Here is a 19,839-nt window from a genome sequence, read left to right as displayed (position 1 = left end):
CAAGATAAAACGAATATATTTAAAAAGCTTAAAAATATATGAAGATAGCCGTTATTGGTACCGGATATGTAGGATTGGTTACCGGAACATGTTTAGCCGAGACAGGAAACGATGTGATTTGTGTGGATATAAATGAGGATAAAGTTCTGAAAATGCAGAACGGCGAGGTTCCCATTTACGAACCTGGTTTAGATTTATTATTCCATAGAAACATAGAACAAGGTCGGCTAACCTTTACCACAATTTTGGCCGATGCAATAAAGGATGCTCAAATTATTTTCATGGCTTTGCCAACGCCTCCGGGTGGAGATGGGGCTGCAGATTTATCTTATATTTTAGGTGCAGCAAAAGACATTTCAAAGCTAATCACAGAGTACAAAATCATTGTCAACAAATCTACCGTTCCGGTAGGGACGGCCGATAAAGTAAAAGCGGTTTTCACGGAGAATACTAGTATTGAGGTTGATGTGGTTTCGAACCCAGAATTTTTAAGAGAGGGTGTTGCTGTTGATGATTTCATGAAGCCAGACCGTGTGGTGCTTGGTACCAGAAGTGAGAAAGCAAAAAAAATAATGGCCGAACTTTATGGTCCTTATGTTCGCCAGGGAAACCCCATTCTTTTTATGGATGAGCGTTCTTCTGAATTAACAAAATATGCTGCAAATTCTTTTTTAGCCACTAAAATCACCTTCATGAACGAAATTGCAAATCTCTGCGAGTTAGTAGGTGCTGATGTTGATGCCGTTAGAAAAGGAATCGGTTCTGATGACCGGATTGGAAAGCGCTTTTTATTTCCAGGTGTAGGTTATGGTGGCTCTTGTTTCCCAAAAGATGTCCAGGCGCTGGTTAAATCTTCGGATGATTACAAATATGATTTCCAGATTTTAAAATCGGTGATGGAGGTTAATGAACGACAGAAAACCATCTTAGTTGATAAGGTGTTAAAATATTACAAAAACGATATTAAAGGCAAGCATTTTGCTCTTTGGGGTCTGGCTTTTAAACCAGAAACGGATGATATCCGCGAAGCGCCGGCTTTATATATTATTGATTCACTGGTTGCCAACGGTGCAACTGTAACGGTTTTCGATCCGGAAGCAATGGGGAATGTAAAAAATACCATAGGTGATAAAGTGAATTATGCTAAAAACCAATATGAAGCCTTAGAAAATGCAGATGCATTGCTTATTGCTACAGAATGGTCGGTTTTTAGAAATCCTGATTTCGATAAAATTGATGAAGCCTTAAAAAGTAAAGTAGTTTTTGATGGTCGCAATTTATACGATTTGCAAAAAATGATCGATCTTGGTTACTATTATAACAGCATAGGAAGAAAGCTAATAGATTAACATGGGCAAAAAGAAGATTTTAATCACCGGCGCAGCAGGTTTTTTAGGCTCGCATTTATGCGATAGGTTTATAAAAGAAGATTTCCATGTGATCGGGATGGATAATTTGATTACCGGAGATCTGGCAAATATAGAACATCTGTTCAAGCTGGAAAATTTTGAATTTTACAATCACGATGTATCCAAATTTGTGCACATTCCTGGCAAGCTTGATTATATTTTACATTTTGCTTCGCCAGCTAGCCCGATTGATTACTTAAAAATCCCCATTCAAACGTTGAAGGTTGGTTCATTGGGAACGCACAATTTATTAGGCTTGGCCAGAAACAAAAGTGCCCGAATGCTTATTGCTTCAACTTCCGAAGTTTATGGTGATCCAAGTGTAAACCCACAGCCCGAAGAATATTGGGGAAATGTAAACCCGGTAGGTCCTCGTGGGGTTTACGATGAAGCAAAGCGTTTTCAGGAAGCCATCACCATGGCTTACCATACTTTCCATGGCGTAGAAACCAGAATCGTAAGGATATTTAATACTTACGGACCAAGAATGCGACTAAATGATGGTCGGGTTTTACCAGCATTTATTGGTCAGGCATTACGGGGCGAAGATTTAACTGTCTTCGGTGATGGTAGTCAAACCCGTTCTTTTTGTTATGTTGATGACTTAATAGAAGGGATTTACCGCCTGTTGATGAGCGATTATGCCCAACCAATGAATATCGGTAATCCAGATGAAATTACCATCAAACAGTTCTGCGAAGAGATTATCAAGCTTACAGGAACATCACAAAAAATAGTTTATAAGGAGCTTCCTCAGGACGATCCAAAGCAAAGAAGACCTGATATCACCAAAGCAAGAGAAATTTTAGGATGGGAGCCAAAAGTAGGACGTGCAGAAGGACTAAAAATTACCTACGAATATTTTAAATCATTGCCTCCAGAGGCTTTAGCGAAAATAGATCATAAAGATTTTACCACATTTAACCGTTAAAAATGTCAAAGATATTAGTTACCGGCGGAACAGGATATATTGGTTCGCACACCGTAGTAGAGTTGCATAATGCAGGTTATGAAGTGATTATCGTTGATAATCTTTCGAACTCGAACATTAAAATTTTAACCCAATTGCATGCCATTACTGGTAAGTGGTTTGAGTTTGTAGAAATTGATCTTCAGGATGATAAAGCTGTACAGGATTTCGCGGAAAATAATACCGATATCACAGGCATTATCCACTTCGCGGCTTCAAAAGCAGTTGGAGAATCGGTAGAAAAACCTTTAAAATATTATAAAAATAATTTTTATGGGCTAATCAACCTCCTTGTATCATTCAATAAAAAAATTGATTTTGTATTTTCATCATCTTGTACGGTTTACGGTCAGCCAGATAGCCTACCAGTAACTGAAGCTGCTGAGGTTAAAAAAGCAGAGTCGCCATATGGAAATACGAAGCAAATTGCCGAAGAAATTTTAGCCGAAACGGCTGCGGTTACTCCAGATTTAAATGTAATTGCTTTGCGTTATTTCAATCCGGTTGGCGCACATGAAACTGCATTGATAGGAGAATTGCCAAATGGTGTTCCGGCAAATTTGGTTCCTTTCATCACACAATCGGCTATTGGTAAACGTGGTCCGATTACAGTATATGGCGATGACTATGAAACACCTGATGGTTCTGCCATTCGCGATTACATTCACGTGGTAGATTTAGCCAAAGCTCACGTTGCTGCCATAAAACGTCTCGAAGATGGTAAAGCAAACTCAAATTATGAGGTTTTCAATATCGGAACGGGTAAAGGATCATCAGTTTTGGAAATTATTTCAGCCTTTGAAAATGTTACCAGAGAAAAACTTAATTACAAAATCGGACCAAGAAGAGCTGGTGATATTGTACAGATTTTTGGCGATGTGCAAAAATCAAATAATGAATTAGGCTGGAAAGCAAATCTTGATATCAATGAAATGATGCGTTCGGCTTGGGAGTGGGAAAAATACATCAAGGCTAACCCTTTTTAAATGAAATTATCAGAGCACAAAGATCTAAAAACGGCAATTACAGATTTGCCTATCAAAGAAAAAGATAAGCTCTTATTGCGTTTAATAGCCAAAGATAAAGTGCTCACAGAACATCTTCACTACAAACTTTTAGAAAGTGAAAGTGATCTGGAAGATCGCAAAGAAAAAATAAAAACCGATGTGAGCGAACAAGTTTCTGAACTTAGAAAACTCAATGCAAAAGAGGCTTTAGTTAAAGTGAGAAAAATGATCACATCGGTTAACCATTTTTATAAGGTTACAAAAGATCCTATCGGAGAAGTAGAACTGAAGCTCTTCATTCTAAATGTCGTTCCTTTCGATTACCGAAAATCTATTTTTGGCTATCGCGATTATATGATTTTGTTTTCATCGTTTTACATTAAAACAGTTGCAATAACCATTAATAAGTACAAGAAACTGCATGAAGATTTGCAGTTTGATTTAAGCGAAAGCTTAAATAATTTGCTCGATAAAATCTATTCTTCTAAATTAGCAGCGGCAGCCGAAGCATCAAATTTGCCAAAAGAATTAAGTTAAAGTCATGATCTATCGCTATGTTCGGATTGTTTAAGAAGAAAAAAATAGTTCCCGAATTTAACTTTTCAAATATTGGAACTGATATGCATTCTCATATTATTCCTGGGATAGATGATGGTGCACAAACCATAAATGATTCGATTCTACTGGCTAAAAAGTTCAAATCATTGGGATTTAAAAAACTAATTGCCACCCCACATATCATGGCCGATTATTTTCGCAATACGCCTGATACCATTAATCGCAGTTTAGATATTTTAAGGAAAGGTTTACAAGAAATTCAGCTTGATTTGGAGGTTGACGCCGCCGCCGAATATTATCTAGATGAAACATTAGAGAAGAAAGTTAAGCAAAAAGAAGTGCTCACTTTTGGTAGCAATTACTTGCTCTTTGAACTTTCTTATATCAATGCGCCTCAAAATTTATTCGACACGATAAAAATGATGCAAGATGCAGGTTATAAACCGGTGCTTGCTCATCCCGAACGCTATCCATACTACTACGGCAGTTTAGAAAATTATAGCCAGATCAAAGAAACTGGTTGTTTGTTGCAAGTGAATTCAATTGCCTTAACAGGATATTATGGCTCCGGTGCCAAAAAAGTTGCTGAAGAAATGGCCGAAAACCATTTGGTTGATTTTATTGGAAGCGACATGCACCACTTAAAACATGCAGCTGCGCTGGAAGATAGCTTGACTACTCCAATAATGCAGCGCCTACTAAGCCAGCATCAGCTAAATAATGTGTTGATTTAATCAGCCAGTTTGCGAAATTGGGGCTTATTCATATCTTAAAGCCTCAACAGGATCTAATTTCGAGGCTTTTTTTGCTGGATAGTATCCGGAAACGATTCCTACCAACACACAAAGGGCAAAGCCTCCGATAATGAAAAACCATGGAATAATGAAGGTACCGCCCATGGCTAATGATATCACATTTCCTAAAACAATGCCTAAAAATATACCTAATACCCCGCCCATTAGGCAAATTACCACAGCCTCAATTAGAAATTGTCTGCGAATAACCTGAGGATTAGCACCAATGGCTTTTCTGATTCCGATTTCACGTGTACGCTCAGTAACACTTACCAGCATAATATTCATCAAACCAATAGAAGCGCCCAGTAAAGTAATAATACCGATCGCTACGCCGCCAACGGCAACAAAAGCCAGGTTTTCGAATAAGGTTTGCGCAATGGCATCGCTCTTGGTAATTTCAAAATTATTGCCCTCGCCAATTTTTACTTTACGGATATTTCTAAATAACGCTGTCGATTCGCCAATTACATTTTCCTGATCATTATTATCAGATACCATTACAGTGATGGTGTAAGATGGATTAGCGTTGGCATTAATCTGTTTGGCTTTTAACAAAGGAACATATACTGCCCTATCTCCGCTAAACCCCATACTAGAACCTTTTTTTGCCAACACGCCGATAATTTTAAAACGATTGTTTCCAACGTTGATCAACTTATCCATCGGATCAGAATCCTTAAAAAGTCGTTCTACAACTTCTCCTCCAACAATACACACATTGCTTCCCATGGCAACTTCAGAAAGTCCGAAGTTTCTACCTTCTGATAAACTCAAGCCTTGCGAAGCTAATCCATTCTCATCTATACCCTGAACGTTAATGTTAGGATTTGTTTTTAATGTACCATACTTTACGGTAGAACCACCGCTGGCAAAAACACTAACGGCAACCGTAGCCGGGGCATTTAAGCCATTTTTAAATTTAACGGCATCTTCATAACGGATAGATTTAAAAGGTTTTGGTCTTTTTCCGTTTCCAATTCTAATTCCTGTTCCGCGGTTTCTAATTGTAAATGAGTTGGCACCCATGCTACTAAAAGCATCAGTCATACTTTTCTTTACAGCATCAAGAGTGGTTAAAATACCTACCAGAGCCATTAAACCTATGGCAATAATTAGGGCAGTAAGCATGGTGCGTAAGCGATTGCCCTTGATAGATTCTAATGCCAGTCTGATGTTTTCTCTGTAGTTCATTTAGTATTGCGATAAGCGTTTGGCGGACAAAGCCTGTAAAAATAAAAAAAGTCCCGATGTTTAGACAAAGGGACCGCACTATATGTTACAATAATATTTTATTTATGCCGAGAAACTCGTTCCGCAACCGCAAGTGCTTGTAGCATTCGGGTTAACGAATGTAAAACCGCGAGAGTTTAAACCATCTTGCCAGTCAATCATCATACCCATCAGGTACATTTGATGTGCTTTGTTCATAAAAACCTTAATGCCATCAATAAAAAATTCCTGATCGCCTTCTTTTTTCTGGTCGAAGCCTAAAACGTAGTTCATTCCAGCGCAGCCACCACCTTCAACGCCTACACGTAAACCATAATCCTCACTAATCTCCTGCTGATCTTTTAATTTATATAACTCTTTTGCTGCACCTTCCGAAAAAGTAACTGGTGCAAATGATGTATCAACTGTTGTGCTCATGTTATTTAAATTTTATCTGTTACAAATATAAATAATAATGCACATTTTTGCTTTTAACGGTGGGTTAATATTACCGTATTTAAACAATAGTATGAATATTCAACAGATTTTAACAGATATAGTTATTCTATTTGCAGGTATCTTTTTAGCCTTGATGGCGGTTTATTATATTTTAAAGAACGATATACAACGTTTTTTCAACTTAAAAAATATTGAACTTAATAAGGAAAGTAGAGCACATTTATTACCGTTGCGCTTACAGGCACACGAACGATTGATCATTTTTACTGATCGCATCAATCCTGCTAATTTGTTAGTACGCCTCCATCAACAAGGGATAGGCATTGGAACATTACAAGCCGGAATTTTAAATGAGGTGCGGTCCGAATATCAACATAACATTACGCAACAGCTCTATGTAGATAGCGTAACCTGGAATGTGGTACGAAAACTTAAGGATGATACCATCGCTATGATTAATAATGCTGTGCAAGGATTACCTGCTGATGCAAATGGTATTGAATTAAGTAAAGCGATTTTACAACACATGGCCAGTATTGATGAAAATCCTTATGATTTGACTATAGAGTTGATCAAAAAAGATATTCAGAAGCTATTCTAAATTGATAATAAGCGATTGGCTTTAAAGTTGATCAATTTAAAAAGAAGTATTAATTGATTTAGTGATATTACAAGTAGCGATCAGTTCACAAATCGACAAGGCCTATTGAACTAACCAAATATGAGCGATAACAAACATACTACCACTTCGGGCATCGAAATTAAAGAGATTTATACTTCGGCAAAGCCGATGGAAGAAAAAGCTGGTGAATTTCCTTTTACCCGAGGAATTCAGAAAGATATGTATCGCGGAAGGTTATGGACCATGCGTCAATATGCGGGGTTTTCTACCGCAGAAGAATCAAATAAACGTTACCATTATTTATTGGCCCAGGGAACTACCGGATTGTCGGTAGCATTCGATTTACCTACGCAAATCGGCTACGATTCTGATCATGAAATGTCAGATGGAGAAGTTGGAAAAGTAGGTGTGGCCATCGATTCGTTAAAAGATATAGAGATTCTTTTCGATGGTATTGAATTGAAAAACATTACCACTTCGATGACGATCAATGCGACGGCATCAATTTTATTGGCCATGTACATTGCATTAGCTAAAAAACAGGGAGCAGATTTGAAACAGATATCGGGTACCATCCAAAACGATATTTTAAAAGAATACGCCGCAAGAGGAACGTATATCTATCCTCCAAAACCATCAATGAGGTTAATTACCGATATTTTTGAGTTTTGCAGTAAAGAAGTACCAAAATGGAATACCATTTCTATCTCTGGTTACCATATCCGCGAAGCGGGATCTTCTGCGGTGCAAGAGCTGGCATTTACTCTGGCTAACGGAAAAACCTATTTGAAAGCTGCGATAGATAAGGGTTTGGATATTAATGTATTTGCAAAACGTTTGTCGTTTTTCTTTAATTGCCATAATAACTTCTTTGAAGAGATTGCCAAGTTTAGGGCAGCCCGAAGAATGTGGGCAAAGATAACGAAAGACCTGGGTGCTACTGATGAAAAGGCTCAAATGTTGCGTTTTCATACTCAAACGGGTGGCTCAACGCTAACTGCGCAGCAGCCACTCAACAATGTAATCAGGGTAACCAACCAAGCCATGGCTGCGGTATTAGGCGGAACGCAGTCGCTCCATACCAATGGCTATGATGAAGCGCTTTCCTTACCCACCGAAGCTGCGGCAAAAATCGCTTTGCGTACACAGCAAATTATAGCATTTGAAAGTGGCGTAACCGATACAGTCGACCCTTTAGCGGGCTCATTCTTTATCGAAAATCTAACTGATGAAGTTGAAGCCGCGGCCTGGGCTTATATTGATAAGATCGATGCGATGGGAGGTTCGGTAAATGCCATAGAAAGTGATTACATGCAAAATGAGATTGCCAGTGCATCTTATCAATATCAAAAAGAAATTGAAACAGGTGAGCGGATTTCGGTGGGCGTAAACAAATTTACCCAACAAGAGGAGGGTTTAACAGAGGTTTTTAATATCGATGATTCTATCCGCGTGTTGCAAACCGAAAAACTTCACCGCTTAAAAAGCGAACGTAACAACGTTGAAGTAATGGAAGCACTCAATGCATTGGAGAAAGCAGCAATCGGTACTAAAAATTTGATGCCGCTGATTATTGATGCCGTAGAGAAATATGCAACACTAGGCGAAATTGCCAACGTATTGCGTAAAGTATTTGGAGAGTATTAACAACTGATACTTCATTTTTAGCCTAGAGCTTTTCATATAATAAGCGCTTCCAGTCCAGTCGTATGTTTTCTGTTATAAAGTTATTAGGCTACAAGCACAACGACATATTCTAAAACTAAACTGGCTCAGACATTAAATATAAATCTAGTCTACTCAGGATGTAAAAAGGGGAAATCTTACCACAATGTATCCCGTTTCAACGGGAAAATTTTAACACCATTTTATCTGCTTTAAAGTAATTGCTTTGATAGTCAGTTCTTTGGTTTTTCCAAAACAAAAACTCTAACAAATACCCCAACAAAATGGTGTAGTGGCTTGGATTTTGCTTCTGTGAGGGAGATTCAAATAAGGTTCGGATATTGGCGTTAAATGAAGGGAAATGTGGAAAACCGGTGTTAATAAATAGTTATCAACACAAAAAATTGAGGTTAAGCAAGCTACCATATTCCTTATCAGTACGTTACGATTTATTTGAGATTTTTGTTTAAAATGTTGATAATTTTCTCAATATTCGTAGTCCCGAAACGGACCATCCTTTTAATTCGAATCGGTACTGTAAACCAATAAATTATAAAAATCGCAATGGAAAAAACTTGTACAGAAGTGTGGAAGAACTGTCTTCAAATTATTAAGGATAACATCCCGAACCAAAGTTTCAAAACCTGGTTCGAGCCTATCACAGCCCTTAAATTGGAAGGTAAGGTTTTAACCATACAAGTACCAAGTTTGTTCTTTTACGAATGGCTTGAAGAACATTATGTAGGCTTACTACGTAAAACAGTAAAAAAACAACTTGGAGAGGATGGCCGGTTGGAATATAATATCGTTGTTGATAAATCATCGAACAGTGGTAGTCCATATACCACAAACATGCCATCAAATGGAAATGGGGCAGAGGCAAAAGTGCAATCGATGCCAATCCCAGTTTCAATAAATAAGGACATCAAAAACCCTTTCATCATCCCTGGATTAAAAAAATTAAATGTTGATCCACAATTAAATTCCAATTATACTTTTGAAAATTATATAGAGGGCGATTGCAACCGTTTAGCTCGCTCTGCAGGATATGCCGTAGCGGCAAAACCAGGTGGAACTTCATTCAACCCATTGATGATTTATGGTGGGGTTGGTTTGGGTAAAACTCACTTAGCGCAAGCAATTGGTAATGAAATTAAACGCAGCATGCCAGATAAACTGGTGATTTATGTGAGCTGTGAGAAATTTTGCCAGCAGTTTGTAGATTCATTAAAGAACAATACTATTAACGATTTTGTGAATTTCTATCAGGCAATGGATGTAATCATCATGGATGATGTACACAATTTTGCCGGTAAGGAGAAGACTCAAGATATTTTCTTCCATATTTTTAATCATCTGCACCAATCTGGTAAGCAAGTGATCTTAACTTCAGATAAAGCACCAAAAGATTTAGCTGGCTTGGAAGAACGCCTTTTAAGTCGTTTCAAATGGGGTCTATCTGCCGATTTGCAAATCCCTGATTTGGAAACGCGTATTGCCATCTTAAGAAAGAAAATGTATGCAGATGGAATTGAATTGCCTGGTGAGGTAGTTGAATACGTTGCGCATAACATTGATAATAATGTTCGTGAGCTGGAAGGTGCTATGGTTTCTTTACTTGCCCAAGCAACGTTGAATAAGAAAGAGATCGATTTAGCGTTAGCTAAACAAATGTTGAAGAACTTTATTAAAAATACATCGAAAGAAATTTCAATGGAATATATCCAGAAATTGGTTTGCGAATATTTTGAGGTTCCGGTTGATATGGTAAAGTCGCAAACCCGGAAACGGGAAATTGTACAGGCCCGCCAAATTTCAATGTATCTTTCAAAGAGCCATACCAAATCATCACTAAAAACTATTGGTGCTTTCTTTGGTGGCCGCGATCATAGTACGGTAATTTATGCTTGCCAAACGGTAGAAGATTTAATCGATACGGATAAGAAATTTAAAGCTTATGTTCATGATATCCAAAAGAAATTGAAAATGAGCTAATCAGGTTTTAAGGAAGATGATTTATTAAATATATTTGATAGCTATTATCACAAAAAAGGTCCTGATTTGAATTCAAATCAGGACCTTTTTTTGTACTCGTCGAGTGCTACGTTCCCAAATAGGGCAAGGGTGAAAAGAGTTTTATACTTCTTTCATGTCCTCTAGCGCAGCTAACCATAATGCAATGCGGCCACGTGTATACATTGGGCAATCTTATTTTCTTTAAGTAATAGTTTTACTTCATCAATGGTATATTCTTCAACGCTTAGAATTTCGTGTTCATCTAAATGTTGTTCATGCGTTTTAATCCCGCCTGTTAATACATAAGTAAATGTTCTGTTGTTTGCTGTAGCCGGATTGGGATAGAGCTCGGCAACCAGTTTGCAAGTTTTGAAGGTGTAACCAGTTTCTTCCAATAACTCCCGCTTTACACCTGCCTCCGGACCTTCATCTCCATCTATTACACCGCCAGGAACTTCCAAAGAAACGATATCAGCAGCATGGCGGTATTGCCGAACCAATATCATTTTGCCTTCTTCCGTTAAGGCGATCGCAGTGGCCCAATCAGGATATTCGAGTACGAAATAATCATCTTTAACAGTCCCGTTAGGAAGCATCACTTCGTCTACTCTTAGCGTAGCCCACTTTTCTTTCACTAAATATTTAGAAGCAAGCTTTCGCCACTTTTCAATTTTGGTCATATTTCTTAATCTGAAATCGTAAATTAAATATATTGCTGAATCGTTTTCTGTCGATGCAGATTAACCAAATGTACAACCTTATGTTTATCTGATAAATAATTATAGATCATATTTAGTTTAGGGGCGATTAGCTTGTTTCGTTCAGCGCTTACCCCCAGTTCATAGTATAAAAATTCACTTAGCGAATCAAGCTTCTCGGGAGACAGATTTGCAGATTCAAGCCAGGTTTTGAAAATAGCTAGATCGGTATCTTCTAAGCTTGCGGGTGCTAAAGTGAAACTTTTTTCCATTGTTTCGTCAAACATTGCCTGAGCATCTCGAAGTTTACCTTCTAGTTTCAGCCCCATAATCCGGGCTAAAACTTCAGCAAGCTTTTGGATCTCCGCGGTGATTAAGTCTTTTCTATACATTTAGTTTTAATGTTTTTTGCTTCAAAGTAAATAGGCGCTATTAACAAATAGTTAGGTGAGTATTCCAAACCTATTACCTATTACTTATAACTCGGTTCTACCAGCTGCCACTTGATCCGCCACCGCCAAAACTTCCACCGCCGAAGCCACCAAATCCACCGCCACCTCCAGAAGAACCTCCTCCAAAGCCACCGCTACCCCAGCTGCTTCCGCTACCGCGGCCACTTCCACTTCCGAAAAGCATAGCCCAAAAAAGCGCATTTGAAGCACCACGGCCACCAATAATTTCGCTGCCGCCTCCTCCACCACCTTTACGCATGATGATAATCACTACAATAACAATAATGATAATTACAGCAATACTACCAACGCCGCCTTTTTTTGAGGCATTCGATGTTCGAGGTTTATCATTCTTATATTCGCCTTTAGTATACTTAATTATTTCTGTGGTTGCCTGGTCTAATCCCGTATAGTAATCACCGGTTCTAAAATTTGGCTTAATATCTTCATCTATAATTCGCTTTGCGTAAACATCAGGTAAAGCACCTTCTACGCCGTAGCCAGTTTGAATAGAGATTTTCCGATCTCCAACCGCCACTACAATCATGATTCCGTTATTTTTACCTCCCTGGCCCACGCCCCATTTTCTACCGAGTTCTACAGCATATTCGTTAATATCATAATCCCCAACCGATTTCAATACCGCAATCGCTATTTGCGTGGAGGAAGAATCATCAAATGCTACAAGCTTTTTCTCGAGGGATGCTCTTTGTTCAATAGAAAGCACACCTGCATAATCATTAACCAGAGTAGATGGTTTTTCGGGAAAATCTTGGCCAAAGCCAATGCTTGCCGTGAAGATAAATAAGAATAAAAGGAATATTTTTCTCATCTCTTATTTATTTTTTTTGTCGTCCATGTAAACAATATCATTTGGCAATTCATTTATATCTCCATTTTGAGGAGGAAAAAATAATGCTAGTTTTTCTCCAGCCAAAGCTACTCCTGCAATTATTCCATCGGCTAAATCGCCTTTGGCAAAATGGGCAGTCATGGCAATTTTAGTAGTTTCCCAGAAATTTTCCGGTACCAGAGTATTAATCCCTGAGTCACCGATGATGGCAAATTTATGATCAACATGCGCCAGGTAAATCAAAACGCCATTTCTTCGCGATGTTTTATCCATATCCAAGTCAGAGAAATACTGTGTAGCTCTGGTAAAAGGATCATCGGGGCAGTGCTTTTCTATCGCAATCCTGATTTCACCCGTGGTTGCTTTTTCGGCATCGGTAATGGCCTTTGCAATTTTGTCTTGTTCCAACTCTGAAAATAACGACATGTCTTTAGTTTTAGAAGTAAAAAAGGGTAATACATGTTAAAACAGTTAAACACGTATTACCCCGAAATGTTATCGTTCAATAGTTAGAATTCTACCTTTGGTGCATCTTTTGCAGTGGCATCCGCTTCAAAATAACCTTTAGGTTTAAATCCAAACATCCCTGCTGTTAAATTAGTAGGAAAAGATCTGATCTTACCATTATATTGCTGAACAGCATCATTAAAATCTTTACGTGCTACAGTAATCCTGTTTTCGGTACTTTCCAATTGGGCAGATAGATCACTAAACTGCTGGGTAGCCCTAAGTTCTGGATAGTTTTCCGTGATGGATAGTAACTTACCCAAAGCCTGACTTAACTGGCCTTGTGCGGCTTGATATTTTTGAATATTTTCAGGAGTCAAATCATCTGCTTTAACAGTCATCTGAGTTGCCTTTGCTCTTGCTTCGGTAACTGCCGTCAATGTTCCCTGTTCAAATTTTGCTGCACCTTTAACAGTCGCTACCAGGTTCGGAATCAAATCCGCTCTTCTTTGATATTGTGTTTGTACCGTTCCCCATTTCGATTTCACATTCTCGTCCAGGCTCACCATACTATTGTATCCGCATGAGCTTAAAGTGCTTACCGCAATTACAGCAGCAATAATTCCAAATACTAATTTTTTCATATTTATGTTTTTTGTCTTTGTTCCAATTAAATTTTATTCAATTTACAAATTAGATATCAAATTGTATGCCTTTGTTACAAACTGTCATAATAACAGCTTTTAGCATCACTAAAAACTCTAACCATATGATAATTTAACAGCACAATCAGTTAAATACTATTTATTGCTCCGATTTTGTATTTTTGTACTTTCTTGGGATAAATACCTGAGCAATGATATATGCAAAAAGACATCGAAATTACGCTTCTTCCTCATCAGCTCGATCAGGATGAAATCATCAAAACCAAGCTTTCAGAATCCTTAAAATTGCCGGAAAACCGAATCAAGGCTTTCGAGATTTTGAAACGTTCTATTGATGCCCGTTCCAGAAAGGTTATTTTTCGCCTGCAAGTAAGGGTTTTTATTGATGAAGAACCTGCAATAGATATCTCGGTGGTCACTTATCAAAATGTTAGTGATGCAAAACCTGTATTAATTATTGGGGCCGGGCCTGCAGGATTATTTGCCGCATTACAATGTATTGAGAATGGTTTAAAACCCATCATCATTGAGCGTGGAAAAGATGTGAAGCAGCGCCGCAGAGATTTAGCAGCTATAAATAAACAAGGTCTGGTCAATACCGAATCAAATTATTGTTATGGAGAAGGCGGCGCCGGTACCTATTCTGATGGGAAACTTTATACACGCTCCAATAAAAGGGGGGATATAAATAAAGTATTACAGGTTTTTGTTGATCACGGTGCTGAGAAGGATATTACGATAGATGCTCGGCCGCACATTGGTACAAACAAGTTGCCACACATTATTACTGCAATAAAGGATACCATATTAAATGCCGGTGGAGAAGTTTTCTTCGATACACAGATGACAGACATCATTACCGAATTTGGTAAAGTAAAAGGCATTGAGGTAAATTTTGAAGATAAGATCTATGCAGACCATCTCATTCTTGCCACTGGTCACTCCGCAAGAGATGTATATGAATTATTGCATAGAAAGAATATTCTAATCGAAGCAAAGCCATTTGCATTAGGAGTAAGAATTGAACACCCTCAGGAAATTATCGATGCAGCCCAATATCATTGCGATATACGGTCTGAATTTTTACCGCCTGCTTATTATAGCTTGGTAGAGCAGGTGGGGGCACGCGGAGTGTTTTCATTTTGTATGTGTCCCGGCGGCATTATAGCACCTTGTGCTACGGGCGAAAATGAGATCGTGGTAAACGGCTGGTCGCCTTCAAAAAGGAATAATCCTTTTGCAAATTCTGGCACCGTTGTTCAGGTTACTTTAGATGATGTTCAGGGTTATGATCCGCTGAGAATGCTAAACTTTCAATCGGAAATAGAAAAGCTTGCTTTCGAAGCTGGCGGTGGAAATTTGGTAGCTCCGGCCCAACGCCTGATAGATTTTGTCAATAACAAGCTATCGATAGATTTGCCTAGAAATTCTTATCTGCCAGGTACCAAAAGCGTAATGTTAGATAATATTCTCCCCCAATTCGTATCCGAGAGTTTAAAAGCAGCACTGCCCTTGTTTGGAAAAAAAATGAAAGGGTATTATACAAATGAGGCAATCTTGGTTGGTGTAGAAAGCCGAACCTCTTCTCCCGTTCGTATTCCACGAGATAAAGAATCTTATCAGCATCCCCAGATTAAGGGCTTGTATCCTTGCGCAGAAGGTGCAGGGTATGCTGGCGGAATTGTTTCAGCTGCTATTGATGGAATTAATTGTGCCAATGCAATCCTAAAATCGCTATAAAACATTATAATCCTAGGCTTGTTGTTTAAATATGCTGAATATTTTAAACGAAATGCAAAAAGCCTTTAATGGCGATGCTTGGCATGGTAATCATTCCATGCAGATTTTAAATAATGTTCTGGCAGAAAATGCCTTCGAACATTTCATTCCTGGAGCACATTCTATTGCAGAAATTGCACTCCACCTTACCTCTTGGACAGAAGAAGTGACTTCAAGGTTGATGGGCGCACCCTCGGGTGAACCAATAAAAGGAGATTGGCCAATTCCGGAAGCAAAATCTGCTCAAGCGTGGGAGAGAATTATTTTTGATTTCAAGGTAGCCAATGAAGAACTTATCAGGCAATGCACTGAATTTTCAGATAGTCAATGGGATTTAGAAACATTAAATGAAATCATTCCAATTTCAGGTTCAGCAATAACCAATGCAGAGTTGTTAAATGGCTTGATACAACACCACGCTTATCATGCTGGCCAAATTGCGCTATTATCAAAATTCAATAATGCTTAACTTTAAGAAATGAAAAAGACATTAATAATAGGAGCTTCACCAGATCCATCTAGATATGCTTATAAAGCCGCTCATATGTTAAAGCGCTTCAATCACGATTTTGTAAATGTTGGCATCAAAAAAGGTGAAGTTGCTGGCATCGAGATCGAAAAGCCCGGAGTAATCCATGACGATATTGACACTGTTACACTTTATATTGGACCAGCCTTGCAGCCTCAGTATCATGATTATATACTAGACACCAAGCCAAAGCGGGTGATTTTTAATCCTGGCACTGAAAACTTTGAACTTGAAAAGTTATTAGATCAGCATGGAATTGAACCGGTTAGAGCTTGCACATTAGTGATGCTAAGTACGGGTCAATATTGATTTAGAAAGCGCTATTTGCATTGTCGAACTTTAGCCAAACCTCTGCTTTAACTTTTTGTCTCCAGAATTAGGCACTGAACTTGTTTGCTACAATTATCAATCATTGATTTTCCGTTGAGATCGGTTCTGGTAGAGACATCCGTTAGATATAACAACATTCTACCCGTCCAACAAACCAAAAACCTCGATACCGAACCCCTTTCCGCTCTGACTTACTAGCTAAGTAACCAATATACTTTCAGTCTATATGTCCTATATATCTATATGGTTCATAAAAACAAAAAGCGCATGGTGAAGGCCAAAATCACAGCGGCCGCTGAAGCCAAAACAACCTTTGGGCTGTAAAACCTATATTTTCTATATCTCTATATGGTTCAAAAACCCAAGAAAGCTCACGCTTTGCAGCATAAGCCTTTCCTTTGTTTCCTGCTCCCGCTAGCTCAGCCAGCGTCCTGCGGATGTGATTTTCCGAAGCATACACCCGATTGCCCTATTTGTTTTGCTGTTCTCGAAAAATTTTCCGCTTGAAAAACAGGCTTTTACAATAAAGATCAAAAAAAAGGGTGTGTAGTATTTGCTGGGAGCGGAATTTTTTCTATTTTTGCATCCCGCTTCGGAGGAAACGGTTGCAGTGAAAAGATGGATCTGGGGAATGTGAGAGGAGAAAAAGGCCAAGAATTTATTTTAAAATAAATTTGCGGAAAAGAAAAAGATCGCTACCTTTGCAGCCCGGTTCGGAAGGAACGGGAAGCCGCCTGAAAAAGCGGCATATTGAAAAGCAGAAAGAAAACGGGAACGAAAAAATAAAGATTATTTTATTTGGAAGTCCGAAAAAGTTTTCTACCTTTGCACTCCCAACCGAAAGGAAAGGAAAAAAGTCGAGCGGCGGATGTCGCGGAAGACCAGAAACAAAAAGATTGAAACGAGCGGAAACAGGGAAGAGACGATCAAGACTCATGCCCAGATGAAGCGAGCAGATATATAGAGACAGGCCGTGAGGCGATTGTCGATAAGTTCTTAAAAGAGATGTCAATGATGCGTAGTGGGGTAATGAAGTACGAATTCAAGTACAGAGTTCCTTATTACATTTTAAAGTCAATGTCCAACGGACAAAACAAAAGAAGACTATTTTTAACGATAGTTAAAACTGGTCAGAATCTTACAACACATTTTACAATGGAGAGTTTGATCCTGGCTCAGGATGAACGCTAGCGGCAGGCCTAATACATGCAAGTCGAGGGGTAGAAGAGGCTTGCTTCTTTGAGACCGGCGCACGGGTGCGTAACGCGTATGCAACCTACCTTCATCTGGGGGATAGCCCGGAGAAATCCGGATTAATACCGCATAAAATCACAGGATGGCATTATCCAATGATCAAACATTTATGGGATGGAGATGGGCATGCGTGTCATTAGCTAGTTGGCGGGGTAACGGCCCACCAAGGCGACGATGACTAGGGGATCTGAGAGGATGGCCCCCCACACTGGTACTGAGACACGGACCAGACTCCTACGGGAGGCAGCAGTAAGGAATATTGGTCAATGGAGGCAACTCTGAACCAGCCATGCCGCGTGCAGGAAGACTGCCCTATGGGTTGTAAACTGCTTTTATTCGGGAATAAACCTATTTACGTGTAAATAGCTGAATGTACCGAAGGAATAAGGATCGGCTAACTCCGTGCCAGCAGCCGCGGTAATACGGAGGATCCAAGCGTTATCCGGATTTATTGGGTTTAAAGGGTGCGTAGGCGGCCTGTTAAGTCAGGGGTGAAAGACGGTAGCTCAACTATCGCAGTGCCCTTGATACTGATGGGCTTGAATGGACTAGAGGTAGGCGGAATGAGACAAGTAGCGGTGAAATGCATAGATATGTCTCAGAACACCGATTGCGAAGGCAGCTTACTATGGTCTTATTGACGCTGAGGCACGAAAGCGTGGGGATCAAACAGGATTAGATACCCTGGTAGTCCACGCCCTAAACGATGAACACTCGCTGTTGGCGATACACAGTCAGCGGCTAAGCGAAAGCGTTAAGTGTTCCACCTGGGGAGTACGCTCGCAAGAGTGAAACTCAAAGGAATTGACGGGGGCCCGCACAAGCGGAGGAGCATGTGGTTTAATTCGATGATACGCGAGGAACCTTACCCGGGCTTGAAAGTTAGTGAATGATCCAGAGATGGATCAGTGAGCAATCACACGAAACTAGGTGCTGCATGGCTGTCGTCAGCTCGTGCCGTGAGGTGTTGGGTTAAGTCCCGCAACGAGCGCAACCCCTATGTTTAGTTGCCAGCACGTTATGGTGGGGACTCTAAACAGACTGCCTGTGCAAACAGAGAGGAAGGAGGGGACGACGTCAAGTCATCATGGCCCTTACGTCCGGGGCTACACACGTGCTACAATGGATGGTACAGAGGGCAGCTACATAGCAATATGATGCGAATCTCACAAAGCCATTCACAGTTCGGATTGGGGTCTGCAACTCGACCCCATGAAGTTGGATTCGCTAGTAATCGCGTATCAGCAATGACGCGGTGAATACGTTCCCGGGCCTTGTACACACCGCCCGTCAAGCCATGGAAGTTGGGGGTACCTAAAGTATGTAACCGAAAGGAGCGTCCTAGGGTAAAACCGATAACTGGGGCTAAGTCGTAACAAGGTAGCCGTACCGGAAGGTGCGGCTGGAATACCTCCTTTCTGGAGTGGAGTTGACTACTCACTGCGCAACATGATATTTCAAAACAAGAGAAACAAAAAAGAAAACACCCAGAAGAAATGACGGTTGTCTGGTAACCAAAAGACATCGGAACGAAAGCTAGGTAAAGCAAATGGAGCGGTAGCGGTAATATACTAACCGCAAAGAATGCCACACCGAAAAGCACAGTCCCGTAGCTCAGCCTGGTTAGAGCACTACACTGATAATGTAGGGGTCTCCAGTTCAAATCTGGACGGGACTACTTTAATAATCCTGGGGGATTAGCTCAGCTGGCTAGAGCGCCTGCCTTGCACGCAGGAGGTCAACGGTTCGACTCCGTTATTCTCCACAGTAAGAAAACACATCACCGGGATCGGTGGTCATCATTGACAGATTGAAAGAAAGAAAAGAAACGCCATGGGGCACTTGTGATAATCTAAGTACTATATACTGAGTACTAAGGACTACAAGAAACGGTTCGAGACCGCAGTTTTTGACTAACGAAGCTGAAACGGAGCTTAGGTATAGGACGATGAAATCCTAAACCTTTATACCTTCGATCTTCAGCCTTGGTAAAGTTCTTTGACATATTGGAAGAAGTTAAAAAAGAAGAGCAAACAACAATAGGCGACTGTTGTGTTTGTGCTCGCTTAAAGGAATCGCAAGAGACCGATAAGCATGAGACATCATAACAAGAGCAAAAA

The 19,839-nt window shown here is 39.7% G+C and carries 18 protein-coding genes, 2 tRNA genes and 1 rRNA gene; 14 read left to right on the top strand and 7 right to left on the bottom strand.

Annotation, left to right across the window (positions count from 1 at the left end):
* Window positions 1-38: 38 nt before the first annotated feature.
* From ACZZZK_RS09615 to ACZZZK_RS09595, 5 genes are all read left to right on the top strand, one after another.
* Window positions 39-1,349, top strand: a complete 1,311-nt coding sequence (locus tag ACZZZK_RS09615; RefSeq protein WP_463483926.1) for a UDP-glucose dehydrogenase family protein — start codon at window positions 39-41, stop codon at window positions 1,347-1,349.
* Window position 1,350: 1 nt separating this feature from the next.
* Window positions 1,351-2,340 (top strand): UDP-glucuronic acid decarboxylase family protein, encoded by a 990-nt coding sequence (locus ACZZZK_RS09610; RefSeq protein ID WP_463483925.1) that lies wholly within the window; start codon window positions 1,351-1,353, stop codon window positions 2,338-2,340.
* 2 nt (window positions 2,341-2,342) lie between these two features.
* A complete protein-coding gene (galE, locus tag ACZZZK_RS09605; protein WP_463483924.1) occupies window positions 2,343-3,365 on the top strand; it encodes a UDP-glucose 4-epimerase GalE in 1,023 nt (340 codons plus the stop codon).
* Window positions 3,366-3,923 (top strand): hypothetical protein, encoded by a 558-nt coding sequence (locus tag ACZZZK_RS09600; protein ID WP_463483923.1) that lies wholly within the window; start codon window positions 3,366-3,368, stop codon window positions 3,921-3,923.
* Between the two features lie 83 nt (window positions 3,924-4,006).
* On the top strand, window positions 4,007-4,678 hold the full coding sequence (locus tag ACZZZK_RS09595) for a tyrosine-protein phosphatase (RefSeq protein ID WP_463483922.1): 672 nt from the start codon (window positions 4,007-4,009) through the stop codon (window positions 4,676-4,678).
* A gap of 24 nt (window positions 4,679-4,702) precedes the next feature.
* Here ACZZZK_RS09595 and ACZZZK_RS09590 read toward each other — a convergent pair whose 3' ends face one another.
* Window positions 4,703-5,932, bottom strand: a complete 1,230-nt coding sequence (locus ACZZZK_RS09590) for an ABC transporter permease (protein ID WP_463483921.1) — start codon at window positions 5,930-5,932, stop codon at window positions 4,703-4,705.
* A 102-nt stretch (window positions 5,933-6,034) separates the two neighbouring features.
* A complete protein-coding gene (locus tag ACZZZK_RS09585; RefSeq protein ID WP_010601380.1) occupies window positions 6,035-6,388 on the bottom strand; it encodes a HesB/IscA family protein in 354 nt (117 codons plus the stop codon).
* Window positions 6,389-6,479: 91 nt separating this feature from the next.
* On the opposite strand from ACZZZK_RS09585, the gene ACZZZK_RS09580 reads away from it, so the two are divergent.
* From ACZZZK_RS09580 to dnaA, 3 genes are all read left to right on the top strand, one after another.
* On the top strand, window positions 6,480-7,010 hold the full coding sequence (locus ACZZZK_RS09580; protein WP_056852025.1) for a DUF7935 family protein: 531 nt from the start codon (window positions 6,480-6,482) through the stop codon (window positions 7,008-7,010).
* A gap of 120 nt (window positions 7,011-7,130) precedes the next feature.
* Window positions 7,131-8,678, top strand: coding sequence for an acyl-CoA mutase large subunit family protein (locus ACZZZK_RS09575; RefSeq protein WP_463483920.1), 1,548 nt, complete (start codon window positions 7,131-7,133; stop codon window positions 8,676-8,678).
* 582 nt (window positions 8,679-9,260) lie between these two features.
* Entirely contained in the window at window positions 9,261-10,691 is a 1,431-nt protein-coding gene (gene dnaA, locus ACZZZK_RS09570; RefSeq protein ID WP_056852006.1) for a chromosomal replication initiator protein DnaA, read from the top strand.
* 170 nt (window positions 10,692-10,861) lie between these two features.
* Here dnaA and ACZZZK_RS09565 read toward each other — a convergent pair whose 3' ends face one another.
* The 5 genes from ACZZZK_RS09565 to ACZZZK_RS09545 form a co-directional block, all read right to left on the bottom strand.
* Window positions 10,862-11,392 carry an NUDIX hydrolase gene (locus ACZZZK_RS09565; RefSeq protein ID WP_463483919.1) on the bottom strand — a complete coding sequence of 177 codons (531 nt, stop codon included), beginning with the start codon at window positions 11,390-11,392 and terminating at the stop codon, window positions 10,862-10,864.
* A 23-nt stretch (window positions 11,393-11,415) separates the two neighbouring features.
* Window positions 11,416-11,802 (bottom strand): hypothetical protein, encoded by a 387-nt coding sequence (locus tag ACZZZK_RS09560; RefSeq protein WP_463483918.1) that lies wholly within the window; start codon window positions 11,800-11,802, stop codon window positions 11,416-11,418.
* A 97-nt stretch (window positions 11,803-11,899) separates the two neighbouring features.
* Window positions 11,900-12,694 carry a TPM domain-containing protein gene (locus ACZZZK_RS09555; protein ID WP_463483917.1) on the bottom strand — a complete coding sequence of 265 codons (795 nt, stop codon included), beginning with the start codon at window positions 12,692-12,694 and terminating at the stop codon, window positions 11,900-11,902.
* Between the two features lie 3 nt (window positions 12,695-12,697).
* The gene (locus tag ACZZZK_RS09550; protein ID WP_463483916.1) at window positions 12,698-13,141 is read right to left on the bottom strand and encodes a TPM domain-containing protein; all 444 of its coding nucleotides are present in this window, start codon (window positions 13,139-13,141) and stop codon (window positions 12,698-12,700) included.
* A gap of 83 nt (window positions 13,142-13,224) precedes the next feature.
* Window positions 13,225-13,806, bottom strand: a complete 582-nt coding sequence (locus tag ACZZZK_RS09545) for a LemA family protein (RefSeq protein ID WP_056852010.1) — start codon at window positions 13,804-13,806, stop codon at window positions 13,225-13,227.
* A gap of 219 nt (window positions 13,807-14,025) precedes the next feature.
* Here ACZZZK_RS09545 and ACZZZK_RS09540 point away from each other — a divergent pair, with 219 nt between their 5' ends.
* The 6 genes from ACZZZK_RS09540 (at window position 14,026) to ACZZZK_RS09515 (ending at window position 19,484) form a co-directional block, all read left to right on the top strand.
* Complete coding sequence (locus ACZZZK_RS09540) at window positions 14,026-15,567, top strand: NAD(P)/FAD-dependent oxidoreductase (RefSeq protein WP_463483915.1); 1,542 nt, start codon at window positions 14,026-14,028, stop codon at window positions 15,565-15,567.
* Window positions 15,568-15,598: 31 nt separating this feature from the next.
* The gene (locus ACZZZK_RS09535) at window positions 15,599-16,075 is read left to right on the top strand and encodes a DinB family protein (RefSeq protein ID WP_463483914.1); all 477 of its coding nucleotides are present in this window, start codon (window positions 15,599-15,601) and stop codon (window positions 16,073-16,075) included.
* 9 nt (window positions 16,076-16,084) lie between these two features.
* Window positions 16,085-16,444 carry a CoA-binding protein gene (locus ACZZZK_RS09530; RefSeq protein WP_463483913.1) on the top strand — a complete coding sequence of 120 codons (360 nt, stop codon included), beginning with the start codon at window positions 16,085-16,087 and terminating at the stop codon, window positions 16,442-16,444.
* Between the two features lie 1,173 nt (window positions 16,445-17,617).
* Window positions 17,618-19,137: ribosomal RNA gene (locus ACZZZK_RS09525) — 16S ribosomal RNA — on the top strand.
* Between the two features lie 185 nt (window positions 19,138-19,322).
* Window positions 19,323-19,397: transfer RNA gene (locus ACZZZK_RS09520), tRNA-Ile, on the top strand.
* 13 nt (window positions 19,398-19,410) lie between these two features.
* Window positions 19,411-19,484 (top strand) — tRNA-Ala (locus ACZZZK_RS09515).
* The last annotated feature ends 355 nt before the right edge of the window (window positions 19,485-19,839 follow it).

The organism is Pedobacter sp. AC163, from assembly GCF_979258665.1.
The sequence above is the reverse complement of the archived record's forward strand: the minus strand, read 5'-3'. Positions and strand labels throughout refer to the sequence as shown.

Bases quoted from the DNA above. Each gene is read 5' to 3' on its own strand.
- ACZZZK_RS09550 (WP_463483916.1), bottom strand. From the start codon at position 13,141: ATGTCGTTATTTTCAGAGTTGGAACAAGACAAAATTGCAAAGGCCATT.
- ACZZZK_RS09565 (WP_463483919.1), bottom strand. From the start codon at position 11,392: ATGACCAAAATTGAAAAGTGGCGAAAGCTTGCTTCTAAATATTTAGTG.
- ACZZZK_RS09575 (WP_463483920.1), top strand. From the start codon at position 7,131: ATGAGCGATAACAAACATACTACCACTTCGGGCATCGAAATTAAAGAG.
- ACZZZK_RS09560 (WP_463483918.1), bottom strand. From the start codon at position 11,802: ATGTATAGAAAAGACTTAATCACCGCGGAGATCCAAAAGCTTGCTGAA.
- dnaA (WP_056852006.1), top strand. From the start codon at position 9,261: ATGGAAAAAACTTGTACAGAAGTGTGGAAGAACTGTCTTCAAATTATT.
- ACZZZK_RS09530 (WP_463483913.1), top strand. From the start codon at position 16,085: ATGAAAAAGACATTAATAATAGGAGCTTCACCAGATCCATCTAGATAT.
- galE (WP_463483924.1), top strand. From the start codon at position 2,343: ATGTCAAAGATATTAGTTACCGGCGGAACAGGATATATTGGTTCGCAC.
- ACZZZK_RS09600 (WP_463483923.1), top strand. From the start codon at position 3,366: ATGAAATTATCAGAGCACAAAGATCTAAAAACGGCAATTACAGATTTG.
- ACZZZK_RS09585 (WP_010601380.1), bottom strand. From the start codon at position 6,388: ATGAGCACAACAGTTGATACATCATTTGCACCAGTTACTTTTTCGGAA.
- ACZZZK_RS09555 (WP_463483917.1), bottom strand. From the start codon at position 12,694: ATGAGAAAAATATTCCTTTTATTCTTATTTATCTTCACGGCAAGCATT.
- ACZZZK_RS09610 (WP_463483925.1), top strand. From the start codon at position 1,351: ATGGGCAAAAAGAAGATTTTAATCACCGGCGCAGCAGGTTTTTTAGGC.
- ACZZZK_RS09545 (WP_056852010.1), bottom strand. From the start codon at position 13,806: ATGAAAAAATTAGTATTTGGAATTATTGCTGCTGTAATTGCGGTAAGC.
- ACZZZK_RS09615 (WP_463483926.1), top strand. From the start codon at position 39: ATGAAGATAGCCGTTATTGGTACCGGATATGTAGGATTGGTTACCGGA.
- ACZZZK_RS09590 (WP_463483921.1), bottom strand. From the start codon at position 5,932: ATGAACTACAGAGAAAACATCAGACTGGCATTAGAATCTATCAAGGGC.
- ACZZZK_RS09535 (WP_463483914.1), top strand. From the start codon at position 15,599: ATGCTGAATATTTTAAACGAAATGCAAAAAGCCTTTAATGGCGATGCT.
- ACZZZK_RS09595 (WP_463483922.1), top strand. From the start codon at position 4,007: ATGCATTCTCATATTATTCCTGGGATAGATGATGGTGCACAAACCATA.
- ACZZZK_RS09540 (WP_463483915.1), top strand. From the start codon at position 14,026: ATGCAAAAAGACATCGAAATTACGCTTCTTCCTCATCAGCTCGATCAG.
- ACZZZK_RS09580 (WP_056852025.1), top strand. From the start codon at position 6,480: ATGAATATTCAACAGATTTTAACAGATATAGTTATTCTATTTGCAGGT.